Origin of the sequence: Micromonospora sp. NPDC049114, assembly GCF_040648635.1 — a bacterium.
Lineage (GTDB): Bacteria > Actinomycetota > Actinomycetes > Mycobacteriales > Micromonosporaceae > Micromonospora.
This window is the reverse complement of the sequence record NZ_JBEZEA010000017.1, coordinates 91,707-115,107: the sequence shown is the minus strand read 5'-3', so window position 1 is coordinate 115,107 and position 23,401 is coordinate 91,707. Positions and strand designations below refer to the sequence as shown.

Annotated in this window: 18 protein-coding genes and 2 pseudogenes; 7 read left to right on the top strand and 13 right to left on the bottom strand. The window is 73.9% G+C overall.

Features of this window, described 5'->3' with window-relative positions:
* Positions 1–92: 92 nt before the first annotated feature.
* On the bottom strand, positions 93–1,055 hold the full coding sequence (locus tag AB0B39_RS30440; protein ID WP_357494545.1) for a complex I subunit 1 family protein: 963 nt from the start codon (positions 1,053–1,055) through the stop codon (positions 93–95).
* Positions 1,056–1,444: 389 nt separating this feature from the next.
* A pseudogene (locus AB0B39_RS30435) lies at positions 1,445–2,011 on the bottom strand (NADH-quinone oxidoreductase subunit C); the annotation flags it as partial.
* A gap of 116 nt (positions 2,012–2,127) precedes the next feature.
* Here AB0B39_RS30435 and AB0B39_RS30430 point away from each other — a divergent pair.
* Complete coding sequence (locus AB0B39_RS30430; RefSeq protein ID WP_357576024.1) at positions 2,128–3,174, top strand: glucose 1-dehydrogenase; 1,047 nt, start codon at positions 2,128–2,130, stop codon at positions 3,172–3,174.
* Between the two features lie 5 nt (positions 3,175–3,179).
* Here the strand turns inward: AB0B39_RS30430 and AB0B39_RS30425 are convergent, their stop codons facing one another.
* The gene (locus AB0B39_RS30425; protein WP_357494548.1) at positions 3,180–4,496 is read right to left on the bottom strand and encodes a DUF2252 domain-containing protein; all 1,317 of its coding nucleotides are present in this window, start codon (positions 4,494–4,496) and stop codon (positions 3,180–3,182) included.
* A gap of 35 nt (positions 4,497–4,531) precedes the next feature.
* On the bottom strand, positions 4,532–5,113 hold the full coding sequence (locus tag AB0B39_RS30420; protein ID WP_357494550.1) for an NADH-quinone oxidoreductase subunit B family protein: 582 nt from the start codon (positions 5,111–5,113) through the stop codon (positions 4,532–4,534).
* A 177-nt stretch (positions 5,114–5,290) separates the two neighbouring features.
* On the opposite strand from AB0B39_RS30420, the gene AB0B39_RS30415 reads away from it, so the two are divergent.
* The 4 genes from AB0B39_RS30415 to AB0B39_RS30400 all read left to right on the top strand — a co-directional run bounded on the left by AB0B39_RS30415 (position 5,291) and on the right by AB0B39_RS30400 (position 8,969).
* Positions 5,291–5,827 (top strand): SigE family RNA polymerase sigma factor, encoded by a 537-nt coding sequence (locus AB0B39_RS30415; protein WP_357576023.1) that lies wholly within the window; start codon positions 5,291–5,293, stop codon positions 5,825–5,827.
* Positions 5,820–7,025, top strand: coding sequence for a hypothetical protein (locus tag AB0B39_RS30410; RefSeq protein WP_357576022.1), 1,206 nt, complete (start codon positions 5,820–5,822; stop codon positions 7,023–7,025). Before AB0B39_RS30415 ends, AB0B39_RS30410 begins: the two co-directional genes overlap by 8 nt.
* 179 nt (positions 7,026–7,204) lie before the next feature.
* On the top strand, positions 7,205–7,768 hold the full coding sequence (locus AB0B39_RS30405) for a SigE family RNA polymerase sigma factor (protein ID WP_234590253.1): 564 nt from the start codon (positions 7,205–7,207) through the stop codon (positions 7,766–7,768).
* On the top strand, positions 7,761–8,969 hold the full coding sequence (locus AB0B39_RS30400; RefSeq protein ID WP_357576021.1) for a hypothetical protein: 1,209 nt from the start codon (positions 7,761–7,763) through the stop codon (positions 8,967–8,969). Before AB0B39_RS30405 ends, AB0B39_RS30400 begins: the two co-directional genes overlap by 8 nt.
* Positions 8,970–9,014: 45 nt before the next feature.
* Here the strand turns inward: AB0B39_RS30400 and AB0B39_RS30395 are convergent, their stop codons facing one another.
* From AB0B39_RS30395 to AB0B39_RS30385, 3 genes are read right to left on the bottom strand one after another with little or no spacing between them, the layout of a single operon-like run.
* Positions 9,015–10,529, bottom strand: a complete 1,515-nt coding sequence (locus AB0B39_RS30395; protein WP_357576020.1) for an aminotransferase class V-fold PLP-dependent enzyme — start codon at positions 10,527–10,529, stop codon at positions 9,015–9,017.
* Positions 10,530–10,550: 21 nt separating this feature from the next.
* Complete coding sequence (locus AB0B39_RS30390; RefSeq protein WP_357576019.1) at positions 10,551–11,996, bottom strand: MFS transporter; 1,446 nt, start codon at positions 11,994–11,996, stop codon at positions 10,551–10,553.
* 32 nt (positions 11,997–12,028) lie between these two features.
* A complete protein-coding gene (locus AB0B39_RS30385) occupies positions 12,029–12,343 on the bottom strand; it encodes an MGMT family protein (RefSeq protein WP_357494563.1) in 315 nt (104 codons plus the stop codon).
* Positions 12,344–12,356: 13 nt separating this feature from the next.
* Here AB0B39_RS30385 and proB point away from each other — a divergent pair, with 13 nt between their 5' ends.
* Positions 12,357–13,514 (top strand): glutamate 5-kinase, encoded by a 1,158-nt coding sequence (proB, locus tag AB0B39_RS30380; protein WP_357494565.1) that lies wholly within the window; start codon positions 12,357–12,359, stop codon positions 13,512–13,514.
* Positions 13,515–13,621: 107 nt separating this feature from the next.
* On the top strand, positions 13,622–14,863 hold the full coding sequence (locus tag AB0B39_RS30375) for a glutamate-5-semialdehyde dehydrogenase (RefSeq protein WP_234590239.1): 1,242 nt from the start codon (positions 13,622–13,624) through the stop codon (positions 14,861–14,863).
* A gap of 23 nt (positions 14,864–14,886) precedes the next feature.
* On the opposite strand, the gene AB0B39_RS30370 is transcribed toward AB0B39_RS30375, so the two are convergent.
* The 6 genes and pseudogenes from AB0B39_RS30370 to AB0B39_RS30345 form a co-directional block, all read right to left on the bottom strand.
* Complete coding sequence (locus AB0B39_RS30370) at positions 14,887–15,792, bottom strand: prenyltransferase/squalene oxidase repeat-containing protein (protein WP_357494958.1); 906 nt, start codon at positions 15,790–15,792, stop codon at positions 14,887–14,889.
* A 135-nt stretch (positions 15,793–15,927) separates the two neighbouring features.
* Positions 15,928–17,176: pseudogene (gene moeZ / locus AB0B39_RS30365) on the bottom strand (adenylyltransferase/sulfurtransferase MoeZ).
* A gap of 53 nt (positions 17,177–17,229) precedes the next feature.
* Complete coding sequence (locus tag AB0B39_RS30360; protein ID WP_357494569.1) at positions 17,230–17,970, bottom strand: DUF3152 domain-containing protein; 741 nt, start codon at positions 17,968–17,970, stop codon at positions 17,230–17,232.
* Positions 17,971–18,142: 172 nt separating this feature from the next.
* Entirely contained in the window at positions 18,143–18,994 is an 852-nt protein-coding gene (locus AB0B39_RS30355; RefSeq protein WP_357576018.1) for a DUF3152 domain-containing protein, read from the bottom strand.
* A gap of 5 nt (positions 18,995–18,999) precedes the next feature.
* Positions 19,000–19,974, bottom strand: coding sequence for an alpha/beta hydrolase (locus tag AB0B39_RS30350; protein WP_357494573.1), 975 nt, complete (start codon positions 19,972–19,974; stop codon positions 19,000–19,002).
* Positions 19,975–19,997: 23 nt separating this feature from the next.
* Positions 19,998–22,280, bottom strand: a complete 2,283-nt coding sequence (locus tag AB0B39_RS30345; RefSeq protein WP_357576025.1) for a hypothetical protein — start codon at positions 22,278–22,280, stop codon at positions 19,998–20,000.
* Positions 22,281–23,401 lie beyond the last annotated feature (1,121 nt).

Here is a 23,401-nt window from a genome sequence, read left to right as displayed (position 1 = left end):
GGGGGGGGGGGGGGGGGGGGGGCGGGGGGGGGCGCGGGGGGGCGCGGCGGGGCGCGGCGGGACGCGGCGGGGCGCGGCGGGACGCGGCGGGGTTAGAGGGCTACGCGGACTGCTGCGGTGAGGACCAGTTGGGCCAGGGAGGCGGGGACCAGGACCAGCCAGCAGAGGCGTTGGAGCTGGTCCTCGCGCAGCCGGGGGTACGACACCCGCAGCCAGATGATCACGAAGGCGACGGCGAAGATCTTGAGCAGGGTCCACAGCCAGCCCAGGTGCTCGTCGGCGAACGGGCCCTGCCAGCCACCGAGGAACAGCACAGTGGTCAGCGCGGCGATCACCACGATGCCGACGTACTCGGCGAGCAGGAAGAACGCGAACCGCAGCCCCGTGTACTCGGTCATGTAGCCGAAGACCAGCTCCGAGTCGGCCACCGGCATGTCGAACGGCGGCCGACGGATCTCGGCCAGCCCGGCCACGAAGAAGATGATCATCGCGGGTGCCTGCCAGAGCAACCACCACGGCTGCCACGCCTCCACGATGCCGGACAGGCTGAGCGTGCCGGCCGCCATCGCCACCGAGGCGGCGGCCAGCACCAGCGGCAGCTCGTAGCCGAGCAGCTGGGCGGCCCCGCGCAGCCCGCCGAGCAGGCTGTACTTGTTGGCCGACGCCCACGCCGACATGAGCACCGCCACCACCCCGACGCCGACCACGGCCAGCACGAAGAACAGGCCGATGTCCAGCGGTTGCCCGACCAGGTCGTTCGGGCCGAGCGGAATGACCAGCAGCACCAGCAGGTACGGCACCAGGGCCACCGCCGGCGCCAGCCGGAACACCGCCCGGTCCGCCTCGCGCGGGGTGATGTCCTCCTTCTGCACGAACTTGACGCCGTCCGCCACGAGTTGCGCCCAACCGTGGAAGCCACCCGCGTACATCGGGCCGAGGCGGCCCTGCATGTGCGCCATCACCTTGTGCTCAGCCTGGCCGACGAGCAGCGGCAGGGTGAGGAACGCGACGATCACGCCGCCCACCCGGAGCACCAGCTCCACCCAGAGCGGCATCAGGCCGTACCCCCGTCGTGGTCGGTCCGGTCGTCGCGGCCCGGCGGGTCCGCGACCGCCTCACCACGGGCGGCGGCCGGGTCGCCACCGGGCTCCCCGCCCGCGTCGGGGCCGGGCCGGTCGCGGGCGACGCCAGCTGCGGCCGGGCCTGCGCCGGACGCGGGCTTCTCGGCCGGTGCCGGGCCGCCGGCGGTGGCGGCAGCCGGGCCTGCGCCGGGCGCGGGCTTGTCCGCAGGTGCCGGGTCGTCGGCGGGGCCGGCAGCCCGGGGAGTACGCGCCGGACGGGCCCCCGGTGCCGGCCGTGCGGGTCGCTCGCCGGCTGGTCTGGCGGGGGTGCCGCCGCGGGGACCCTCCCCCACGCCACCCGCGCCGGCGGGAGTCGGGGTCGTGCCCCACTCGCCGGGTGCTGGCACGCCCGGCGGACGGATCGGTCGGCGGCCACCGCCGGCCTCCGACTCGCCCGGCTCCTTCGCGCCCGGCCAGGGCTTCGCCACCCGGGAGGCGAGCACGAACTCCTTGCGCAGCGGGTGACCCTCGAACTCGGGGGGCAGCAGCAGCGGTCGCAGCTCCCCGTGGCCGACGAAGTCGATGCCGAACATTTCGTGGGTCTCCCGCTCGTGCCAGGCGGCACCCGGGTAGACGTCGACCACCGAGGCCACCGAGGGCGCGTCGCGGGGCACCCGGGTGCGCAGCAGCACGCCGTGCCGCAACCGCGTCGACCAGAGGTGCGCCACCACGTCGAAGCCCTCGGCCAACTCGTCGACGGCGGAGAGCCAGTCGAAGAAATCGCAGGCCAGCTCGCTGTCATCGCGGGCGGCGCGGACGGCGGCCGACCAACTCGCCGGGGGTACATCGACGGTGGCCCGGGCGAACCGCTGCCCGCCGGAGACCGACGGGGTCGCCTCGACCGGCGCGAGCAGCGCGACCAGCCGAGCGCCGACCTCTTCCTCAGTCATGCCGCTGATCCTAGGGCGTCGGCCCGGCGTCGACCCGGCCCGCGGTCCACGACCGACCGCCGGTGATCTGCCCGCTTTACCGGGCGGCGGGCCCGTCGGCGGGGAAAGATGAGGGCGTGCGCGCTGTCACTGTGAACCCCGGGGTCGCCAACTCGCTGAGCCTCGTCGAGGATCAGCCGGAACCGGCGCCGCAGGAGGGCGCGGTCCTGGTCGAGGCGCTTGCCGTGGGAATCTGCGGCACCGACCACGAGATCATCGCCGGGGAGTACGGCGAGGCGCCGCCGGGGGCGGACCGCCTGATCATCGGGCACGAGTCGCTGGGCCGGGTGATCGAGGATGCGAGCGGCACCCTGCAAGCGGGCGACCTGGTGGCCGGCATCGTCCGGCATCCCGACCCGGTGCCCTGCCCCAACTGCGCGGTGGGCGAGTGGGACATGTGCCGCAACGGTCTGTACACCGAGCACGGCATCAAGGCGCTGCCCGGGTTCGCCCGGGACCGCTGGCGGATCGAGCCCCAGTTCGCGGTCCGCCTCGACCCGGTGCTGGCCCAGGTCGGCGTGCTGTTGGAGCCGACAAGCGTGGTGGCCAAGGCATGGGACCACATCGAGCGGATCGGCCACCGGGCCGAGTGGCAGCCACAGACCGTCCTGGTGACCGGCGCCGGGCCGATCGGGCTGCTGGCCGCGCTGCTCGGCACCCAACGCGGGCTCACCGTCCACGTGCTGGACCGGGCCACCGACGGACCCAAGCCGGAGCTGGTCGCCGGGCTCGGCGCCACCTACCACGCGGTGCCGGTCAACGACCTGTCCTTCGAGCCGGACGTGGTGATCGAGTGCACCGGCGCACCCACTGTCGTCCTCGACGTCATGTGCAAGGCGGCGCCGACCGGCATCGTCTGCCTGGCCGGGGTGTCCAGCGGCGGCCGGAGCATCGACTTCGACGCCGGGGCGCTCAACCGGGCGCTGGTGCTGGAGAACAACGTGGTGTTCGGCTCGGTGAACGCCAACCGGCGGCACTGGACCATGGCCGCGCAGGCACTCGCCCGCGCCGACCAGGTCTGGCTCTCCTCGCTGATCACCCGACGGGTCCCGGTGAACAGGTACGCCGACGCGTACACCCCCGGCCCGGACGACATCAAGGTCGTCCTGGAGTTCGCCTCCTGAAGGCCCTAGATGCCCGGCAGCCGCCCGTTGCGGAACAGGTCCACGAAGAGCTGGTGATCCTGGCGGGCGCGCACCCCGTACGCGTGCGCGAAGTCCACCAGGTGGGTGACGAAGCCCGTCGCGTCGGTGTCCACGGCGGCGACGATCGCCTCCTCGGTGGAGTAGTCCACCAGGTCGTGACTGGACTCGTCGTCGGCGACCGAGTGCATCCGGGCCACCGCCCGGCCAAGGTCGGCCAGCACCCCGGTCAGCTCGTCCGGCTCGTTGACGTCGGACCAGTCCAGGTCGGCCGCGTACGGGGAGACCTCGGCGACGAGCTGCCCTGCACCGTCCAACTCGGTGAAGCCCAGCCACGGGTCGGCGTGCGCCTGCAACGCCCGCTGCGACTCGGCGGTCCGGTGGCCCTGGTGCTGGAAGTAGCCGGCCACCGACTCGTCGGTCGAGTAGCGGGCCACCGCCGGGACCTGCGCCTGCTTCATGTAGATCACGACGTCGTTCTCCAGCGCCTGCGTGTGCCCCTCCAGGAGCAGGTTGTACGACGGCAGGCCGGCCGACCCGATGCCGACGCCCTTGCGCAGCACCACGTCCTTGATCCGCGTCGCCACCGGGCGCAGCCGCGCCGAGGCGGCGGGCAGGGTGCCCAGGTACTCCTCGAAGGCGGCGAGAACCCGCTCCCGGGTCTTCCCGTCGACCTCGAAGACCCCGTCTCCGATGGAGAACCGCCGCTCGTAGTTGTCGACTGTGGTCTGCTCGGCGAGCAGGTCGACCCGCGTGTTGAGGCGGGCCTGCTGGAGCACCCGACGCAGCACGCCGTCGGCGTTCTCCAGGGTGATCGAGCCGATCGCGTCGTCCCCGCCGGCGGCGATCGCCCGCAGCTCGGTCAGGTAGGAGCGGGCGAAGCCGGCCACCAGCTCACCGATCACGGTGTCGGAGAGGGCCTTGCTGTAGCCGAGCAGCGCGACGCTGGCCGCGAACCGGCGCAGGTCCCAGGTGAACGGCCCGACGTACGCCTCGTCGAAGTCGTTGACGTTGAACACCAACTGCCCGGAGGCGTTCATGTAGGTGCCGAAGTTCTCCGCGTGCAGGTCGCCGTGGATCCACACCCGGCCGGTCCGCTCGTCGAGGAAGCTGTCGTCGGCGAAGTCACCACGCTGATCGGCGTAGAACAACGCGGCGCTGCCCCGGTAGAAGGCGAACGGCGACGCGGCCATCTTGCGGAACTTACGGCGGAAGGCGGCCGGGTCGATCGCCATCGACGCGCCGAACTCCTCGGTGAGCACGTCGACGATGTGGGCGGACCGCCGGTCTACGGAATTGCTCATGATGCGCAGGCTAGCCGGGCCCGGCCAGCCCGCCGTCAGTTCGTGGCAGGTGGGCGTACCGGTGGGGCGGTGAGGGAGTCGACCGAGCGCGGGGCGGCGGCTTCGCGGGGCGGGGCGTCCAGCGGTGCGGCGAGCAGATCCCGCTGCGGCACGCCGCCGATGCCGGACTGCTCGGCGGCGATCTTCTCCTGTAGGCGCAGGATGCCGTGCAGGAGCGCCTCCGGGCGGGGCGGGCAGCCGGGCACGTAGACGTCGACCGGAATGAGCTGGTCGACGCCCTTGGTCACCGAGTACGAGTCCCAGTAGGGGCCGCCGCAGTTGGAGCAGGCGCCGAACGAGATGACGTACTTCGGCTCGGGCATCTGGTCGTAGAGCCGTTTGATGGCCGGGGCCATCTTGTCGGTCACGGTGCCGGAGACCACCATGAGGTCGGCCTGCCGGGGGCCGTGGGCGAACGGGATCACGCCCAGCCGAATGAAGTCGTGCCGACCCATGCTGGTGGCGATGAACTCGATCGCGCAGCAGGCCAGGCCGAAGTTGAACACCCAGAGCGAGTAGCGGCGCCCCCAGTTCAGCACGAACCGGATCGGCTCACCGAGCACTGCCGGTAGCTGCACGGACGTCCCCTCTCCTCATCCCACAGTGAATCACAGCCGCGTGTCACGGACCGGACAGGCAACCCGACCGGTTCGACCGCAACCGGTGGGCGCAGCCGATTGTGTGACCGGTGCTGGCGAACACGCCGCCTGCGCCCGCCACGGGGAGGACGAGTGCTTGTGACGAGAGAAGTACGGGTGGGCGGACCGCCTCCCGAACCGCCGGGAAGCCCCGTCCCCGCGACCGCCGAACTGGCGTTCGACGACTTCTACCACGCCCACTTCCGATCGCTTGTGGTGCAGCTCACGGCGTACACCGGTGATCGTGGGCAGGCGCAGGACCTGGTTCAGGAGGCTTTCTGTCGGGCGTACACCCACTGGAGCCGACTCGCCCGGTACGACGATCCGCTGGCCTGGGTGCGCCGGGTCGCCTGGAACCTCGGCCACAACCGCTGGAGGCGGTTGCGGACCGCGCAGGCCTGGCTGCTGCGGCAGCGCGAGACACACGTCGCCGAGCCAAGCCCCGACCGGGTCGCCCTCGACACCGCGCTGGCCAAGCTGCCACCGAAGCAGCGACGGGCTGTCGTGCTGCACTACCTCGCCGACCTGACGGTCGCCGAGATCGCCGCCCAGGAACGGGTCGCCGAGGGGACCGTCAAGTCCTGGCTGCACCGGGGCCGGGCGGCCCTCGCGACGCACCTACGCGACACCACCGAGGGGGTGCGAGATGTCTGAGCAGGAGATCCTCGGCCTCGCCGAAGAGTTCGCCACCTATCGCCGTACCGCGCTGGCGGAGGTCGAGGTACCCGGGCCCGCCGCCGTGCGGCGGACGGCTCGGGGACGCGGCCGTCGCCGGCTGGCCGCCACCACCGCGACGGTGCTCGCGCTGTTCGGCGGGGCCGCCGTTGGGTACGCGGCGATGAGTGGCCCGGACCGCGAGCCGGGCCCGGTCGACCCCACGCCGACCATCTCCGCGTCGCCCACCCCGAGCGGCACGGCGAGCCAGACCCCCAGCCCGTCCGCCACGAGTGGCAGCCCGCTCCCCACCGCCCCGAGCGCGAAGATCAGCCGTGCTCAACTGCTCGGCGCGGCGGTGACCCTGCCCGCGTGGCGAGCCGGGCGGGGATGCCCCACGTCGGGCATCCGGCTCAGCGGTGACGACGGTGAGGGCGCCAACTGGCTGCTGGCGTTCGACCAGGGGGACGTCGACGGGGACGGCGCGGTGGAGGCGGTGGCGCTGGTGCAGTGCGTGCTCGGCAGCGGCGGGCCCATGCAGGTGGTCGCCTTCGACCGCGACCAGCAGGGCAGGATCGTCACACTGGGCCGGGTGGTCGCCACGAGCATCGACAAGCCACAGTGGTTGTTCGCCCTCGACGTGGTGGACGACGGCACCGTGCGGGTGCAGGTCGGCGACATCGCACCCGGTGGTGGCTGGCCCGGTGAATGGTCACAGCGACAGTGGCGGGGCTACCGCTTGAAGGGCGGGTCGTTCGCGCAGATCTCCGGGCCGACGAGCTTCGGGCCGAACCCGCACGACGTCAACCTCGTCGTCAGCGCCACGAACCTCGTGCTGGCCGACGCGCCGGACGGCTCCCGTACCGGCACGATCACCGTGCGCATCCGCAACGGGGCCGGCGGACCTGCGGCCTACGTGGCGCTGCGGCTCGGCCTGCCGGCGGCGGTCCGCCCGGACGGGGACGGCTGGGCGGCCTGCCGCAACGACCCGGAGAAGACCCGGGAGCCCTTGACCTGCGACCTGAACCATCTCGGGGGCGGCAAGGAGGTCCGGCTCACGCTGGGCTTCCGGGTCGCCGCCGGCACCACTGTCGGCACAGGGAAGGCCGACGTGGACGCACGCCCGATGGATGCGAGCTTCGACTTCGTGCAGGAGGTCTACGACCCGGACAACACTGCGGTGATCACCTACCGCTGACCCGGTCCGACCGGGATGGGACACGGCCGCGCTCACCGAGCGCGGCCGTGTCGGCATGCGACAGTCGCGTCGCTCGTGCCGACTGTCGGATTAGCGGCCCCGCGGGGCGCAACCAGATCGACAGCGGTGGAGTGTTACCGGCGCCAGGGCACCGGCCCCGGCGCCAACGGGGAGGGGCAGTGACAGCAACGATGGGAGCCCGCGCCAACGAACCACCGGCGGCGTTGACCGCCGCAGGGGTGAACGCGGTCGTGATCAGCTTCGACGACTTCTACCACGCGCACTTCCGCAGCGTGACTGCCCAACTTTGCGCGTACACGGGGGATCTGGGCCACGCTCAGGATCTCGCCCAGGAGGCGTTCTGCCGGGCGCTGGCGCGCTGGGACCGTCTGGTCCGGTACGACGATCCGGTGGCCTGGGTTCGCCGGGTCGCCTGGAACCTGGCCCGCAGCCGTTGGCGTCGGCTGCGCACGGCCCGCAATCACCTTCTGCGGCAGCGGCGCACCGAGGCCGAGGTGGACGGCCCGACACCGGACCGGGTGGCTATCGACGCGGCGCTCGCACAACTGCCCGCCAACCACAGGCGGGCCGTCATCCTGCACTACCTGGCCGACCTGTCGGTCAACCAGATCGCTCTTCAGGAAGGGGTGGCGGAGGGAACCGTCAAGTCCTGGCTGCACCGCGGCCGGACCGCCCTTGCCGGACTGCTCGACGAGAACACCGAGGGGGTGTCCAATGTCTGATCTCGAACCGCGGCTGCGCGAGCGGTTCACCGCGTACCGCGTCGATGTCACCACCCGGGCCGTCGGCCCCGGTCCCGACCAGGCCCGACGCACCCTGCATCGGCGCCGGCGGACGAGGGCCGTGGCCGTCGCCGCGGCGGCTGTCGTCCTGGTGCTGGCGCCGGTCGTCGCCAACGCAGCGCTGAAGGGCGACCGGACGCCGCCGGTCCCGGCCCAGTCCGTCGACCCGACGTTGCCGCCGACGACGGCACCGCCGCCGCCCACACCGTCGGTCAGCCAGTCGCCGACTTCCACGCCCACTGCCGACCCGGAGGCCCCGGACGGCCGAATCAGCCGGAGCCAGCTGCTCGCCGCCCGCCTGGACCTGCCGGCGTGGCCGCCGGCGCTGCCGTCGACCTGCACCACGTCGAACGTGCGGCTGGCCACCAGCGCGAACAAGAACTTCGTTCCGCTGCTGAGCGACCTGGAGGTGGGCCACGCCGACCTCGACGACGACGGCGCCGAGGAGACCGTCGCCGTCGTCTCCTGCCGGTACGGCGAGGCGTCGGCGAAGCAGGTGGTCGCCTTCGACAGGGACGACGATGGGCGGATCGTGACGCTCGGGAGAGTCGTGCGGACCACCGACGGTGTCGAGGACATTCGCGGCCTGGAGGTCACCGCCGCAGGCGCGGTCCAGGTGCGGGTGGCCGACCTGCAACCGTGTTGCGACACCCCGAGCTACTGGCCGCAGGAACAGCTGCGCACCTACCGGTTCAAGGGGGGCCGGTTCACCCAGACCGACGGTCCCACCAAGTTCGGCAAGGATCCGCGGCTCACCGACCTGCGGTTGTCAATGACCCACACGCTTGTCGACGCGCCGGGTGGCCGCAAGCTGACCACGGTCTTCACAGTGAAGAACGCGGGGCCTGTCGATGCGGCACAGGTCGAGCTGCGCGGCTTCAACCTGGGTGAGCCGACGGGTGGCGACTGGTCCAGGTGCGACCCGAAGGTGGCGGCAGCTAACGACAACAACTCGTGCCTGCTGCCGGGGGTGCCGGCCGGTGAGTCGCGGCGCTACACCTTCGTGCACCTGGTGCCCGACCGTTCGGGCGCCGACGCGATGACGCGCGCCTTCCATGTCACGCACTTCGACGCCCAGGACCGACAGTGGCGCGATCTCGCCGACAAGGACAACCAGGTGCAACTCCCCGGCGCGCTCTGAGCCGGACGTCGGTGCCCCACCCCGGTCGGGGTGAGGCACCGGCGTTCAGTCGTCCGAACCCCAGGTGGGGCGTTGCAGCAGACCGACGAACTCGACCAGGAGCCGTTCGCGCAACGCAGGCGGGGCGGCGTCGAGCAGCGTGTTCACCAGCGCCATTCGATCCGGCAGGGGCCCCGACGCGCCGGTGTCGGGCCCGCCACCCAGCCCCAGCCCGCCGGCCAGGCCGGCGACCACCTCCGGCGTCAGGGCCTCGGGGGTGAGGGCACCGACCAGGGACGCCAACTCGGCGGGCAGCCGCACCGGGCCGACAGCCTGGGCCGCCGCCACAGCGGCGGCGAGATCCGGCCCGAACTCGGCCACCCGGGGCGCGACCGAGGCGGTCACCGTGAGGTGCACGCTTGCCGGCAGACCGGCGTACGACAGCTGGGGCTGGGTGTGCCAGCCGCGCGCGGTCAGCTCGTCCACCAGGACGAACAGGTCGGGGCCATCCTCGGTGGCGGTGAAGCAGACGACTGTCGACTCCGGCTCGGCCAGCAGCCGCAGACTGTCGACGGCGCGGACCGCGTCGGCCAGGCCGGCGACCGCGTCCCGGGTAACGGCGGCCAGCCGCAGGTAGCCGGCGTCGCCCAGGTGCCGCAGGGTGGCGTACGCGGCGGCGATCGGCCCGCCCGAGCGGGTGGACGCGATCACCGGATTGATCATGGTGTAGCCGGGCCAGTCGGCGTACGCGAAGTACTGCGGCGCACGGAGAGCGGCGTTGCGGTGCAGCAGCACCGACACGCCCTTCGGGGCGTACGCGTACTTGTGCAGGTCCACCGAGATGGAGGTGACCCCGGGCACCGTGAAGTCGAACGCCGGCACCGGCTCGCCGAGGCGACGCAGATACGGCAGGGTCCAGCCGCCGAAGCAGGCGTCGACGTGACAGCGCACCCCGGCGTCGGCGGCCACGGCAGCGATCTCGGCCACCGGGTCCACCACCCCGTGCGCGTACGACGGCGCAGAGCAGGCGACCAGCACCGTCTCCGGCCCGATCGCGGCGGCCATCGCGGCCGGCTCGGGGCGCAGAGTGTCAAGCGAGACCGGCACCACGTCCAGCGCCACCCGCAGATAGTGCGCCGCCTTGGCGAACGCGGCGTGGGCGCTCGCCGGCACCACGATCCGGGGTGCGGCGATCTCCGGGTGGGCGTCGCGGGCCGCCTTGACGGCGAGGATCAGCGACTCGGTGCCGCCGCTGGTGACGCTGCCGACCACGTCCGGCGCGGTCGTGCCCGGCCCACCGCCGAGGACCCGGCCGGCAGCGCCCACGAGCGCGTTCTCCATGGCCAGCAGGGACGGGAACGCGGTCGGGTCGAGCCCGTTGACATGCGCGCTCTCGGAGTGCGCGGCGGCGGCGAGGTCGTCGAGCCCCGGCACCGCCGGGTCGTACACGTACGCGAACAGCCGACCCCCGTGCGTAGGCCGATCAGCGGCGCGCAGCCGTCGAACCTCCGCCAGCGCGACATCCGCGGCCACCCCGTCGGACGACAGCGCCCCGCCCGAGACCCTGCTCTCGTCGATCATGAAATCGTGGTGCCTTTCTTGTCATCGTTCACCGCTTTCGTCCCCCACCACAACTCCATGATCGACGCGTCCGTGCGGCGTGACCGCGGCGAGGACCGTCGCGGTCAGGTTGTAGCGGCGCAGCAGGAGGAGGGGCGGGGCTATCAGGAGGGCTGGCAGGACTGTGAAGCCGAGCAGAACACCGAGCCTCGCGGTGTCGGACTGCGTCGCCGCCGTACCGGTGTCGGAGGAGACGTAGCCGGAGAGCTGGAGCACCAGCCCGTACACCCCGGGGCCGAGGGCCAGGCCGAGGGTCTCCCCGGCGGTCCACAGGCCGGTGAAGACGCCCGCCTGCCGGCGGCCGGTGCGCGCCGTGTCGTACGCGATGCAGTCCGGGAGCATGGCCAGCGCGAACACCTGCTGCCCGGCGTACCCGACGCCGAGGACCGCGACCACCAGGTAGACGACGACCGGGGGCAGCAGCGGGGCGGCGACCAGGGCGAGCGCCCCGGCGGCGAGGATCAGCCCGGCGGCGACCAGGGCGGCCCGCTTACCCAACCGGGCGCCGACGCGGGACCAGAGCGGCATCACCAGCAGCGCCGGTCCGACGAAGCAGGCGAAGAGGAGTGTCGGTCCGGTCTGCTCGTCGCGCAGGATCTGCCCGGCGAAGTAGTTGACCCCGGCGAGGATGGTCGCCACGCCGGCGGACTGCACCACGAAGCAGACCAGCAACGCCCGGAACGGTCGGTTGGCGGCGGCCACGGCGAGCTGGGCGCGCAGTGTCGGCTCGCTGGCGCCGACCACACCACCTGGCGCGGACCGGGTGCCGAGGAACGCGCCGAGGGCGCCGACGACGATGAGCGACGCCACGAACAGGCCCATCCAGCGGTGCCCGGGCACGCCGTCGCCGCCGGCCCGCACGACCAGCGGTGCCACCGCGCCGGAGACCAGGATGGCCAGCGCAAGCACGGCGATCCGCCAGGTCATCAGCCGTGTGCGCTCGGCGTAGTCGTCGGTCATCTCGGCGGGCATCGCCACGTACGGCACCTGGAAGAAGGCGAACGCGGTCGCCGTGGCGAGGAACGCGAGTGCCACGTACGCCGCGGCGGCCGGCCCGTTGCCGAACGGCGCGGCGAAGATGGCCGCGAAGAGCACGGCGAGCGCGAGACCGGCGACGAGCAGGTACGGCCGGCGTGCGCCCCAACGCGAGCGGGTGCGGTCGGAGATCCGCCCGGCGACCGGGTTGACCAGCACGTCCCACGCCTTGGGCAGCAGGACCAGCAGGGCGGCGAGCCCGGCGGCCACGCCGAGCGTGTCGGTCAGGTACGGCAGCAGCAGCAGACCGGGCACCGTGCCGAACGCGCCGGTGGCCAGCGAGCCGAGCGCGTATCCGGCGTGCACCGGGCGGGGCAGCGGACCCGCGACGGAAGGGCCGGCGGCGAACTGGCCGACAGCGGGCGGGCCGGCGACACCCGGCGGCTGGCTCATGGGGCCGAATGTTACTCACGTTATGGCGCGCGTCACATCCCCTCCTCCGGCGACCAGCCCGCCGCCGTGATGTCCACGCCCTCGCCGCGCAACGGCGCCCCCTCGGCCCGCAGCCGGGCCCGCGCCTCCCGCTCGTGCCCCGGCGGCAGCCGCCCGGACGAGGTCACCACCCGGTGCCAGGGCACCGAGCTGCCGTGCCGGGCCATGATGGAGCCCACCAGGCGCGCGGAGGCACGACCCGAGCGCTCGGCCAGGGCGTCGGCGACCGCCCCGTACGACATCACCCGACCCTCCGGGATCCGCTCCACGAGGTCCAGCACCGCCTCGACGTACTCGTCAGGAGTCACAATCGGCCACCATATGGGAACGCCGCCGGGCGACGCGGGCGTGACCACGCAGAATGGGCGGGTGCGCGACGCAGTCACGGCCGCCCGACGGGTCGTCGTCAAGATCGGATCCTCCTCGTTGACCACCGCCACCGGCGGCCTGGCCGACGAGCGGGTCGACGCGCTGGTCGACACCCTGGGCCGACTCGCCGCCGAGGGACGCGAGGTCGTGCTGGTCTCCTCGGGCGCGATCGCCGCCGGCCTCGCCCCGCTCGGGTTGATCCGACGTCCGCGCGACCTGGCCACCCAGCAGGCCGCCGCCAGCGTCGGCCAGGGCCTCCTGATCGGCCGGTACGCGGCCAGCTTCGCCCGGCACGGCCGCACCGTCGGGCAGGTGCTGCTCACCGTCGACGACGTGACCCGGCGGGCGCACTACCGCAACGCGTACCGCACGCTGCGCAAACTGCTCGACCTGCACGCGGTGCCGATCGTCAACGAGAACGACACGGTGGCCACCGAGGAGATCCGGTTCGGCGACAACGACCGGCTGGCCGCCCTGGTGGCCGCCCTCGTCCACGCCGACCTGCTGGTGCTCCTCTCCGACGTGGACGCGCTCTGGACTGGCGACCCGGCCCGCCCGCAGTCGACCCGCATCCCGGAGGTCCGCAGCGACGAGGACCTCGCCGGGATCACCATCGGCGGCGCCGGCCGGTCCGGGGTCGGCACCGGCGGCATGGTGACGAAGGTCGAGGCGGCCCGGATCGCCACCGGCTTCGGCATCCCCGTGGTGCTCACCGCCGCCGACCTGGCCGCACCGGCGCTGGCCGGCGAGCCCGTCGGCACGCTGTTCCACCCGCAGCGGCAGCGCCCGACGGCCCGGCTGTTCTGGCTGGCCCACGCCACCTCGCCCCGAGGGCGGCTGCACCTGGACCCGGGCGCGGTGGCCGCCGTCGTCGGGCGACGCAAGTCGCTGCTGCCCGCCGGCATCACCGCCGTGGACGGCACATTCACCGCTGGCGACCCCGTGGACCTGGTCGACACCGCAGGCGCACCTGTCGCCCGTGGCCTGGTCAACTACGACGCGGTGGAGCTGCCCGGGCTGCTCGGCCGCTCCACCTCCGAACTCGCCGCGGCGCTCGGCCCGGCGTACGAACGGGAGGTCGTCCACCGCGACGACCTCGTGCTGCTGTAAGCCAACCGCCCAGCTGAGGAGTAGTCGATGAGTGAGCGCCAGCGAATGAATCATCAGCTCAGGGCGTCGGTGCCGCAGGACGGCACGGAGCGAAGCGGAGTGCCCGCATGAGCGTCGTCGAGCAGGCGCGACGGGCGCGGGACGCCGCCGCCGACCTGGCCGTGGCCACCCGTACGGTCAAGGACGCCGCGCTGGTCGCGATGGCGGACGCGCTGGTGGCGCGTACACCGGAGATCCTGACCGCGAACGAGACGGACCTGGCGGCCGGCCGCGAAGCCGGGCTGAGCGCGGCCGTGCTGGACCGGCTCGCCCTCGACGCGGGCCGGGTGGCCGGCATCGCCGACGCGCTGCGCCAGATGGCCGCGCTGCCCGACCCGGTCGGCGAGGTGGTCCGCGGTTCGACCCTGCCCAACGGCCTGGAGCTACGCCAGATCCGGGTGCCGTTCGGGGTGGTCGGCATCATCTACGAGGCACGCCCGAACGTGACAGTGGACGCCGCCGGGATCTGCCTCAAGTCCGGCAACGCGGCGCTGCTGCGCGGGTCGTCCTCGGCCGCGCACTCCAACGCCGCGCTGGTCGCGGTGCTGCGCGACGCGATCGCCGGGGCCGGCCTGCCGGCCGACGCGGTGCAGCTGCTCGACGCCAGCTCCCGCGACTCGGTCAAGGAGCTGATGCGCGCCCGGGGGCTCGTCGACGTGCTCATCCCGCGCGGCGGCGCGTCGCTGATCCGCACCGTGGTCGAGGAGTCGACAGTGCCGGTGATCGAGACCGGGGTGGGCAACTGCCACGTCTACGTCGACGCCGCCGCGGACGTGGCGAAGGCCGTAGCGGTGACGCTGAACGCCAAGACGCAGCGCCTGTCCACCTGCAACACCGCCGAGTCGCTGCTGGTGCACGCCGACGTGGCCGACGCGTTCCTGCCGCCGATGCTGGCCGCGTTCGCCGAGGCGGGGGTGACCGTGCACGGCTCCCCCGAGGTGGCCGCGCACTCGGCCGCGGTGGTCCCGGCGACCGAGGAGGACTTCGCCACCGAATACCTGTCGGCCGACATCTCGGTCGCCGTGGTCGAGTCGCTGGACGCTGCGGTCGCGCACATCCGCCGCTTCGGCACCGGGCACACCGAGGCGATCCTCACCGACTCGGCGAGCGCCGCCCGCGACTTCGTCGCCCGGGTCGACGCGGCGGCGGTCATGGTGAACGCCTCGACCCGGTTCACCGACGGGGGCGAGTTCGGGTTCGGCGCGGAGATCGGCATCTCGACGCAGAAGCTGCACGCAAGGGGTCCGATGGGTCTGCCCGAGCTGACCAGCACCAAGTACGTCGTCACCGGGGACGGGCACCTGCGCTAGGGCCTGTTTCAGCTAGGGCCGTGTCAGCCCGGCTGCGCGGTGGCTCCGGCCGCCGCGGGCCGGGCGGCCCGGATCGCGGACAGCGTCGCGTGCACGTCGAACTGGTGACCGTCGTCGCTCTCCCAGCCACCGTCGCTGCGCTGGGTCTCGGCGAGCCGCCGCAGGGCCCGCACCATGATCCAGTCGCGCAGGTCGATGCCGACCCGGCGCAGCGTGGCCCCCAACCAGGCCACGTCGCCCGGCGACATCGTGGGCATCCGTTCGGCGAGCACCACCTGGATCCGCGCCGACTCCTGGAACATCTCCTGGCGGTGCAGCACGGCGGCACTCAGCCAGCCGGCGGCGAGGAACGACGGCCAACTCCCGTCCGGGCGCAACCGCGCGACGATCGACTGGGCCGCCGCCTGCACCACCCCGGCGTACGCCCCGCCGACCCGGTGATCGAGCGGACCCGAGGCGCGGGCGTCCAGACCGGCGACGGTCAGCCAGAAGCCGGCGTTGGCGGTGAGGAAGAGTTTGGCCTCCGGATCGCCGGGGCGGGCCCACTCGGGGGCCGAGCCGGTCAGCGACAGGTCCTCGTCCCAGCCGCCGTCCGCCTGCTGCCGGGACGCCAACCAGTCCAGCGCCCGGCGGGCGGCGGGACGGCCGAGCGCGCCCAGGTCGTCCAGCTCGGCGAGCCGGAAACAGGTGGCGTCGACCGAGGCGACCTCGCCACCCCAGCTCGCCGGCCAGCCGCCATCGGGCGACTGACCGACCTCGGCCACCTCCAACAGCTCCGGCGGCACCTGCGTGCCGTTGCGCAGCCAGGAGAGGCGGGCGCGTTCCACCGCGTCCCCATGCGCCACGACGAACCCGATCGCGGCTTCCAAGTCGACCACGGCGGAGACGCTACCTGCGCAGACACGATCCCGCCTCGGGGAATCGGCCAGCTGGAAATGGCTGCGTCGCTCCGGTCGCAGCGCCACACGGAGCCACTTGCGTCGATTTACCGTCGGCGGCGGCGTACGCCGCCACAGCGGGCCGGCGCCGGGGCGGCGCTGTGTGGCGTCGCCCCGGCGGGCCGGTCAGTACGCGGGCAGTGACGGGTCGATCTGCTTGATCCACGACAGCACGCCGCCCTGCACGTGGACGGCGTCGCGGAACCCGGCCGCCTTGAGCGCGGCGAGCGCCTCCGCCGAGCGGACGCCCGACTTGCAGTGCAGGACGATCTGCTTGTCCTGCGGGAGCTTCGCCAGCGCCTCGCCGGAGATGATGTCGCCCTTGGGGATCAGGGTCGCCCCGGGGATCCGCACGATCTCGTACTCGGCCGGCTCCCGTACGTCGACGAGGAAGATGTCCTTGCCGGCGTCCTGCCACTCCTTGAGCTCCAGGGCGGTGATGGTCGAGTCGAGCGTCGCCTCCTGGGCCTCCTCGGAGACCGCGCCGCAGAAGTCCTCGTAGTCTTCCAGCAGGTCGGTGACGGTCGGGTTCTCGCCGCAGAGCACGCAGTTCGGGTCCTTCCGGACCTTGATCTTGCGATACTCCATCTCCAGGGCGTCGTAGACCATCAGGCGGCCGACCAGCGGCTCACCGATGCCGGTGAGCAGCTTGATGGCCTCGTTCACCTGGATCGAGCCGATCGACGCGCAGAGCACGCCGAGCACGCCTCCCTCGGCGCAGGACGGGACCATGCCGGGCGGCGGCGGCTCCGGGTAGAGGCACCGGTAGCAGGGGCCGTGCTCGGCCCAGAACACCGACGCCTGGCCGTCGAAGCGGTAGATCGAGCCCCAGACGTACGGCTTGCCGAGCAGCACCGCCGCATCGTTGACCATGTACCGGGTGGCGAAGTTGTCGGTGCCGTCGACGATCAGGTCGTACTGGGCGAAGATCTCGCGGACGTTCTCGCGGTCCAACGCGGTGTTGTGGATCTCCACGGTGACCAGCGGGTTGATCTCGCGGATCGACGCGGCGGCGGACTCGGCCTTGGATCGGCCGACGTCGGACACGCCGTGGATGACCTGGCGCTGGAGGTTGGACTCGTCGACGGTGTCGAAGTCGATGATGCCGAGGGTGCCGACCCCCGCCGCGGCGAGGTACAGCAGGGCGGGCGACCCGAGGCCACCGGCGCCGACACAGAGCACCCGGGCGTTCTTCAGCCGCTTCTGCCCGGCCACCCCGACGTCCGGGATGATCAGGTGGCGCGAGTAGCGGCGGATCTCGTCAACTGTCAGCTCGGCGGCGGGCTCGACGAGCGGGGGCAACGACACGGTGGACTCCCCGGGATCGGCGGTGTGAACCGCGCCATTGTTGCTCGCCCGGGCCGCACTCGGCCATGAGGGAGGACACGTGGCCCGCGATGCGGGAGGGGAATAACTCGCGCCGGTCGGTCAGGGGACCATGTCGCCGGCGTAGCGACGGCCGTCGAGGTAGGGCCAGGCGTTGGCCACGCAGCCCTTCAGCCCGTACGTCTGCTGCTGCATCACCGGAGCGGGCTCCCCCGGACCGGGGCATGCCTCGTGCTCCTCGCCGAACTCGTGGCCGACCTCGTGGTTGATGACGTACGTGCGGTACGTCTCCAGCGGGGCCCCGTAGTCGGGCACCGCCTCCTGCCAGCGGGCCAGGTTGATGATGACCTGACCGGGCAGCCGGCACGAGGTGTAGCGCTCGGTGGTCAACCCGCCCTCGGCGCACATCCGCTCGGACGTGACCGGGGTGGCGAGATAGATCGTGAAGTCGGCCTGGTCGACGTCGGCCACCCGCTGCACCCGCAGCTCGCGGGAGGCGATCCAGCTGCGCGGGTCGGCCAGCACCTCGTCCACCCGCGTGGCGAACGCGTCGGCGTCCTGGCCGCTGCCCCGTTCGACAACCACCCGGTAGCGGCGCAGCGGTCCGTCCGTACCGTGTACTGACGTCCCCCCGTCGGCGACGGTGAACCGTCCCGCGCCGACCGACGGGTAGGCGCTGGGCACCGGGTGGACCTCCCCGCCGCCCAGCCCCATCCCCTGGGTCGGGGCGGGCGGTACGTCGGCCGGCGGCTCGTCGCCCCGCGTCGCGGTCACACCGACGGCGGTGGCGGTGGCGGCCACGAGCAGGCCGAGCAGCAGGCTGCGGCGTCGGCGGCGGCGCATGCGCACGAGCGTGGGACGCGCGTCCTCGTACGCGGACCGGTCAGGCGGCTCGGGCGGGCCGTAAGGGGACGACGGCGTCATGGCGTCCAGCCTGCCAGATTATTCGGGCAATTCTCCGCTTTTGGCTTCTATTGCCGCAATAGGTCTTCTGGGGGGTGGCGGACCGGATGGGTCAGAGAGCCGGGCCGGCGTAACGCCGACCGTCGACGTACGGCCACGGGTTGACCCGGCACCCGTTGAGAAAGAGCGTCTGCTGCATCATCACCGGCGCCGGACGCCCCGCGCCCGGGCAACGCTCGTGCCGGTGCCCGAGCTGGTGACCCACCTCGTGGTTGACCACGTACGTCCGGTAGACCGCCAACGGCACGCCCGCCGACACGAAGTGCGGCACCGACAACCGCCACCGATCCAGGTTGATGATCACCTGGCCGGGCGCGCGGCAGGAGGTGTACGGCCGCCCGCCGATCCGGATGTCCACGCCACCCTCGGAACACATCCGGCCCGCCGTTCGGGCGGTCGCCAGGTAGACGGTGAAGTCCCGGGGAGCGGTCCCCGGCACCTGCTGCAACCGCAGCCGGCCGCTGTCGACCCAGCTGCCCGGCCCGGCGAGCGCCACCTCGACGGCCTGAGCGAACGCGGCGATGTCCTCGTTGCTGCCCGACTCGACAGCCACCCGGTAGCGGCGCAGCTCGCCCGAGCGGCCCAGCACCGGGCCGGTGCGGTCGTCGTGGCCGAACCGGCCGGTGCCCGCGGTCGGCACCGCGCCGGGCATCCGCAGGACGGGCGACGGGCTCGGCGACGGACTCGGCGACGCAGCGGTTGCGGTTGCGGTCGGCGACGGATAGGCCGACGGCGGCAACGGCCCGGCCACCAGCGGCGGCCCGATCTCGTCGGCGGTCAGCCGATCCGGTGGCACGCCCGGACCCTCGGCGATCACGGTCACCGCCGCGCCGACCGCCAGCACCAACGCCACCAACTGGGCGATCAGTGCGAGGCGACGGCGGCGACGAGCGGACCTGAACATCCCGGTCAGCCTGCCAGATCGGACGGCCGGGCGGCGTCCTCCGTTTCGGCGAGCAGGCCGACCACCGCCCGGGCGACCAGCCGGGGAACCTCCAGCTGCGCCACGTGACCGACGCCGTCGAGCATCAGCAGGCGGCTGTCCGGAATGACCCGGGCGGTCTGGGGTGCGACGCGAACGTCGACCAGCCTGTCCTGCCGGCCGCCCACCACAAGCGTCGGCGCGCGCACCGCCCCGGCGAGCCGCCACAGCGAGCCCGCCCCCGGCAGGTACGCCCGCAGGAAGGACGAGACCAGCCCCCGGAACGTCCGGACGTACGCGGCCGCATAGTGCGCCGCCTCGTACCGCACCCGGATCTCCTCCAACGCCTCGGCCCGGCGCTGATCGCAGATCCGGCTGAGGTCGGCGACGCACGCCTGGAGCACCTGCTCGGCCATCACCTCGGGCGCGAGCTGGGTGAGATGCCGGGCGACCAGGCGCTCACCGCCGGGAATGGCCAGCACCGGCAACATCCGGCCCTGCAACGACCGCCGGAAGTCCAGAAACGGCAACGCCGGAGAGATCAGGGTGAGGGTGCGCACCAGGTCCGGCCGAAGCCCCGCCACCTGGACCGAGACCGCGCCGCCCAGCGAGTTGCCGAACAGGTGCACCGGCCCCCGACCGGAGTGCTCGATCCACCGGATGACCAGGTCGGCGAAAGCCGAAATCGTGTACCGCCGGCCCGGCTCGCTGCGGCCGAACCCGGGCAGGTCGATGGCCTGGCCGTCCAGCCGGTCGGCGAGCAGCCCGGCCAGGTCGGTCCAGTTCTGCGACGAGCCGCCCAGCCCGTGCACGTACAACGCCGGTTCCGCGTCGACGGTCGTCGCCGGAGTGTCCCGCACATAGGTGGCGACGCCGTCGAGGCGGACCTCCCGGCCCGGCCACGGCGGCGGTACACCCACCTCGGGGAGGAGATGGTCCGGCCAGAGGGAGGCGCGCTTCATCCTCCCAGTCTGCCTCGGACCACTCAGGACAGCAGCGCCTCCAGCCGACGGTTGACCGCCGCCAGCGTCGCCCGGACCACCGCCTGGCGCGGATCGCCGGCCACCAGCGCCGAACCGGCGAGCTGCTCGACCCAGCCCTCGCAGACCAGCAGCACCACCACCGTGGCCACCTCGCAGTTGCCGAACGGCACCACCGCCGCGTGCTCGACGAAGCAGCGGCCACGTTCGGCGTTCTCGGCCCCGCGCAGCAACTCGTCCACTGCGGCGGCCGCGGCCACCGCGCAGAGACGCAGCACGTAACCGTCCACCGCCGGCCCGGTCGCGTACCCGGCCGCGCTGTCGTCGCCGGCCAGCAGCCGCACCTCCACGTTGGCGTCCAGACCGAAGGTGCTGACCTGCACGTGGTCGATGACCACGCGCGGCCCCGGCACGCCGCCGGTGTCCAGAGGCCGGGAGGGCGCCGACTCCGTCGTGGTCACCTGACCGCCGGAGTACGACGTACCGACCGTCGCCGGGCTACCGGTGGCTCCGCCGGTGGGCGCGGCCGAGACCGATCCGGGTTCCTCGACTGTGGCGCGGCCCCGGTGCGGGGCGCCTGCCCGCCGTCGACGCGCGGCGTCCGGCCCGACCCACTGCTCCGGGCCCGTCGGCGTGGCCTCGGCCCGACCACCCGAGGACCGAGCGACCGAGGACGACTCCGCGGTACGCGGTTCCGCGCCGGTGTCGCGCGGCTCGGCGGGCCGCGCCTCGACAGATCGCGGCTCGAGGGGACGCGGCTCGGCAGCTCGTCGATCGGTGGCGCGCGACTCGGCCGGCCGCGGCTCGGCTGCGCGACGGCGGACCGGCGGGGCTGGCGTGGTGGGCAGGCCGGGCACGTTCTGCGGGGCGGCGGCCAGCCCCATCCGTTCCTGGAGCAGCCGGGCCACCTGTCGACTCACCTCGGCCGGATCGGCACCGTCGGCCAGGTCCAGTCGGAGGCTGTGCGCGCCGGCCGGCGTACGACGCAGGGCGGCGTCCCGAACACCGGCCACCTCCCGCACCGCGTCCAGGATGGCGTTGACGTCGAACCCCTCGGGACGTTCCCGCAACGGAGCGGGCTCGTCGTCGCGGCGCAGGTGGGTGGCGATGCGAGCGAGTTCGGGGGTTTCGGCGGGTGGCTCCACGGCTGGCGGCTCCGGCACAACGGGCACGTCCGGTTCCGCGGGGACGCGCTGCGGCAGCACCGCCGACGTGTCGGGCCGTCGCCCGCCGTCGGCGGGCTCGACCGGCGACGCCGGGTCGGGGGCGGATCGGCGAGCCGCGTAGGGAGGGGCGGACGCGGGTGACGGCCTGTCGTGACGTCCGGGGCCGCCGGTGGCGGAGGCCGGACCGGCACCGGCCGAGGGCGGGGGGCCGGCGAGGGAAGGACCGGTCGCCGGCGGGGCGGCAGCGGCCGGCTCGGCGGGCGACGGCGCGGGCGGCTCGGGGGTCGCCGGTCGGAGTCGGAACGGCCCGGTCGGCCGAACCGGGCCCGTCGACTCGCCCGCGTCGCTCGCCCGGGGAGCGGCCGCCGGCCGGGTGGCCGGCCAGGAGGGACGCTCGGCCGGAGCTGCCGGAATGCGTCCCTCGGACCAGTCGGGTCGCTCGGCCGCCACGGGTGTCGGCGATCCACCGGCCCAGGAGGGCCGCTCGGTCACCGGACGGACCGGTGCCGCTGGTGGCGGCGCGTCGGTCACGGTCGGCGGCGGGCCGGCGGGCGCCGGCGGCGGATCGGCCGGCACGGGCGGATCGACGGGCGCCGGGCCCGCCCAGGACGGGCGCGTGCTCGCCGGTGCGCCGACGGGCGTCGGATCGCCGGCCCAGGACGGGCGCGACGGCGGGACGCTTGTCGGCCTCGGGTCCGGGCCGCCGGCCCAGGAGGGGCGGGGCGGCGGCGGTGGGAGCGGCGATGCGGGGCCGGCCCAGGACGGGCGCGACGGCGGGGCACTGGCCGGCGTCGGGTCCGAACCGCCGGCCCAGGAGGCGTGGTCAGCGGCCGGCGGGCCACTCGTCGGCTCGGCACGGGCGGCGGCACCGCCCGACGCGGACCCCCCGGCCCACGATGGACGCTCGACGGCCGGCGGGCCACTTGTGGGGGCGGACCCCCCAGCCCAGGAGGGACGGTCAACGGCCGGCGGACCACTGGTCGGCTCGGTACGGACGGCGTCGCCCGATGCGGACCCCCCGGCCCACGACGGACGCTCGACGGCCGGCGGGCCACTCGTGGGAGCGGGGCCACCGGACCAGGACGGGCGGTCGACGGCGGGCGACGCGGTGCGCGGGGGCACGGGAGGGCCGCTGGTCGGGGTGGGGTCGGTGCCGGCCGCGCGAGGCGACGGGTCGGCCGCCGCGCTGACCGGGGCCGGCGCGGCCCAGGACGGGCGGTCGGCGGGGAGCCCGCTGGTCGGCTCGGGCGCCGGCCCACCGGCCCAGGAGGGCCGCTCGGTCGGCTCGGGCCGGGAGACGGCCGGCGGCACGCTGGTCGGAATCGGGGCCGGCCGCTCACCCGCCCAGGACGGGCGCGTGGGCGTGCCGGGGTCGGCGTCCGCCTCGGCCCGGGGCGCGTCCCGGGTGACGTCGTACGCGCGGGGCGGCTCGGCCGGCACCGGCTCGTACGGACGGGTCGGCTCGGCGCGCACCGGCTCGTACGGCTGGTGGGGCTCGGCGACCCAGCCCGGCGCGGACTCGTCCCGCGCCGGTCGGCCGGTCGACTCGCCGTCCTGGCGGGACCAGGGCGGTGCCCACCCACTGCCCCAGCTCGGGCGGTTCCAGCTGGGCCCGGACCAGTCCGGCTCGATGGAGGGCGACTCACCCGCCCGGTGCGTGTCCCCGCTGGGGCGCTCCGGTTCCGCGTCGTCGCCGCGCCCGGAGGCACGCCCCGACTCGGCCGACGCCTCGGCCGGGGGCGGGGCCTGCCAACCACGCGGAACGGCAGGTTGATCGTCGACGGCGGGCCGTTCGCCGGTGGGCGCGCGCAGACCGGGCGGCACCTCGAAACCCGAGGCGGCCGTGCCGACGGGCGGCACCTGGATGGAGGCCGGCGCCGTGCTGGGCAGACCGGGGTCGGCCCAGCGGACGCCGCGCGGCGCGGCAGGGTCGGTGGTGGAGTGCCGGGCCGGGCCGGTGTCGGCCTCTGCCGTTCCCTGCTCCCCGACCGGCGCGGGACGCTGGGCGGGCACCACCAGCCGGCCTCCGCCCACGTCGGGCCGGTCGTCGGCGGCCCGCCCGGGCGGCGCGCTCACCGGTGTCTGGCGGCCCGATGGGGCCCCGCCGCCGAGGTGCGCGACGCCGTTGATCTCCGCATCGCCGTGGCGGGCGCCGTTGGTCTCGCTGTCGCCGCTGCTGTCGCTGTCGATCTCGGCCTCGTCGTGGTGGACACCGTTGGTGTGGTGACCGTTGACCCGGGCGG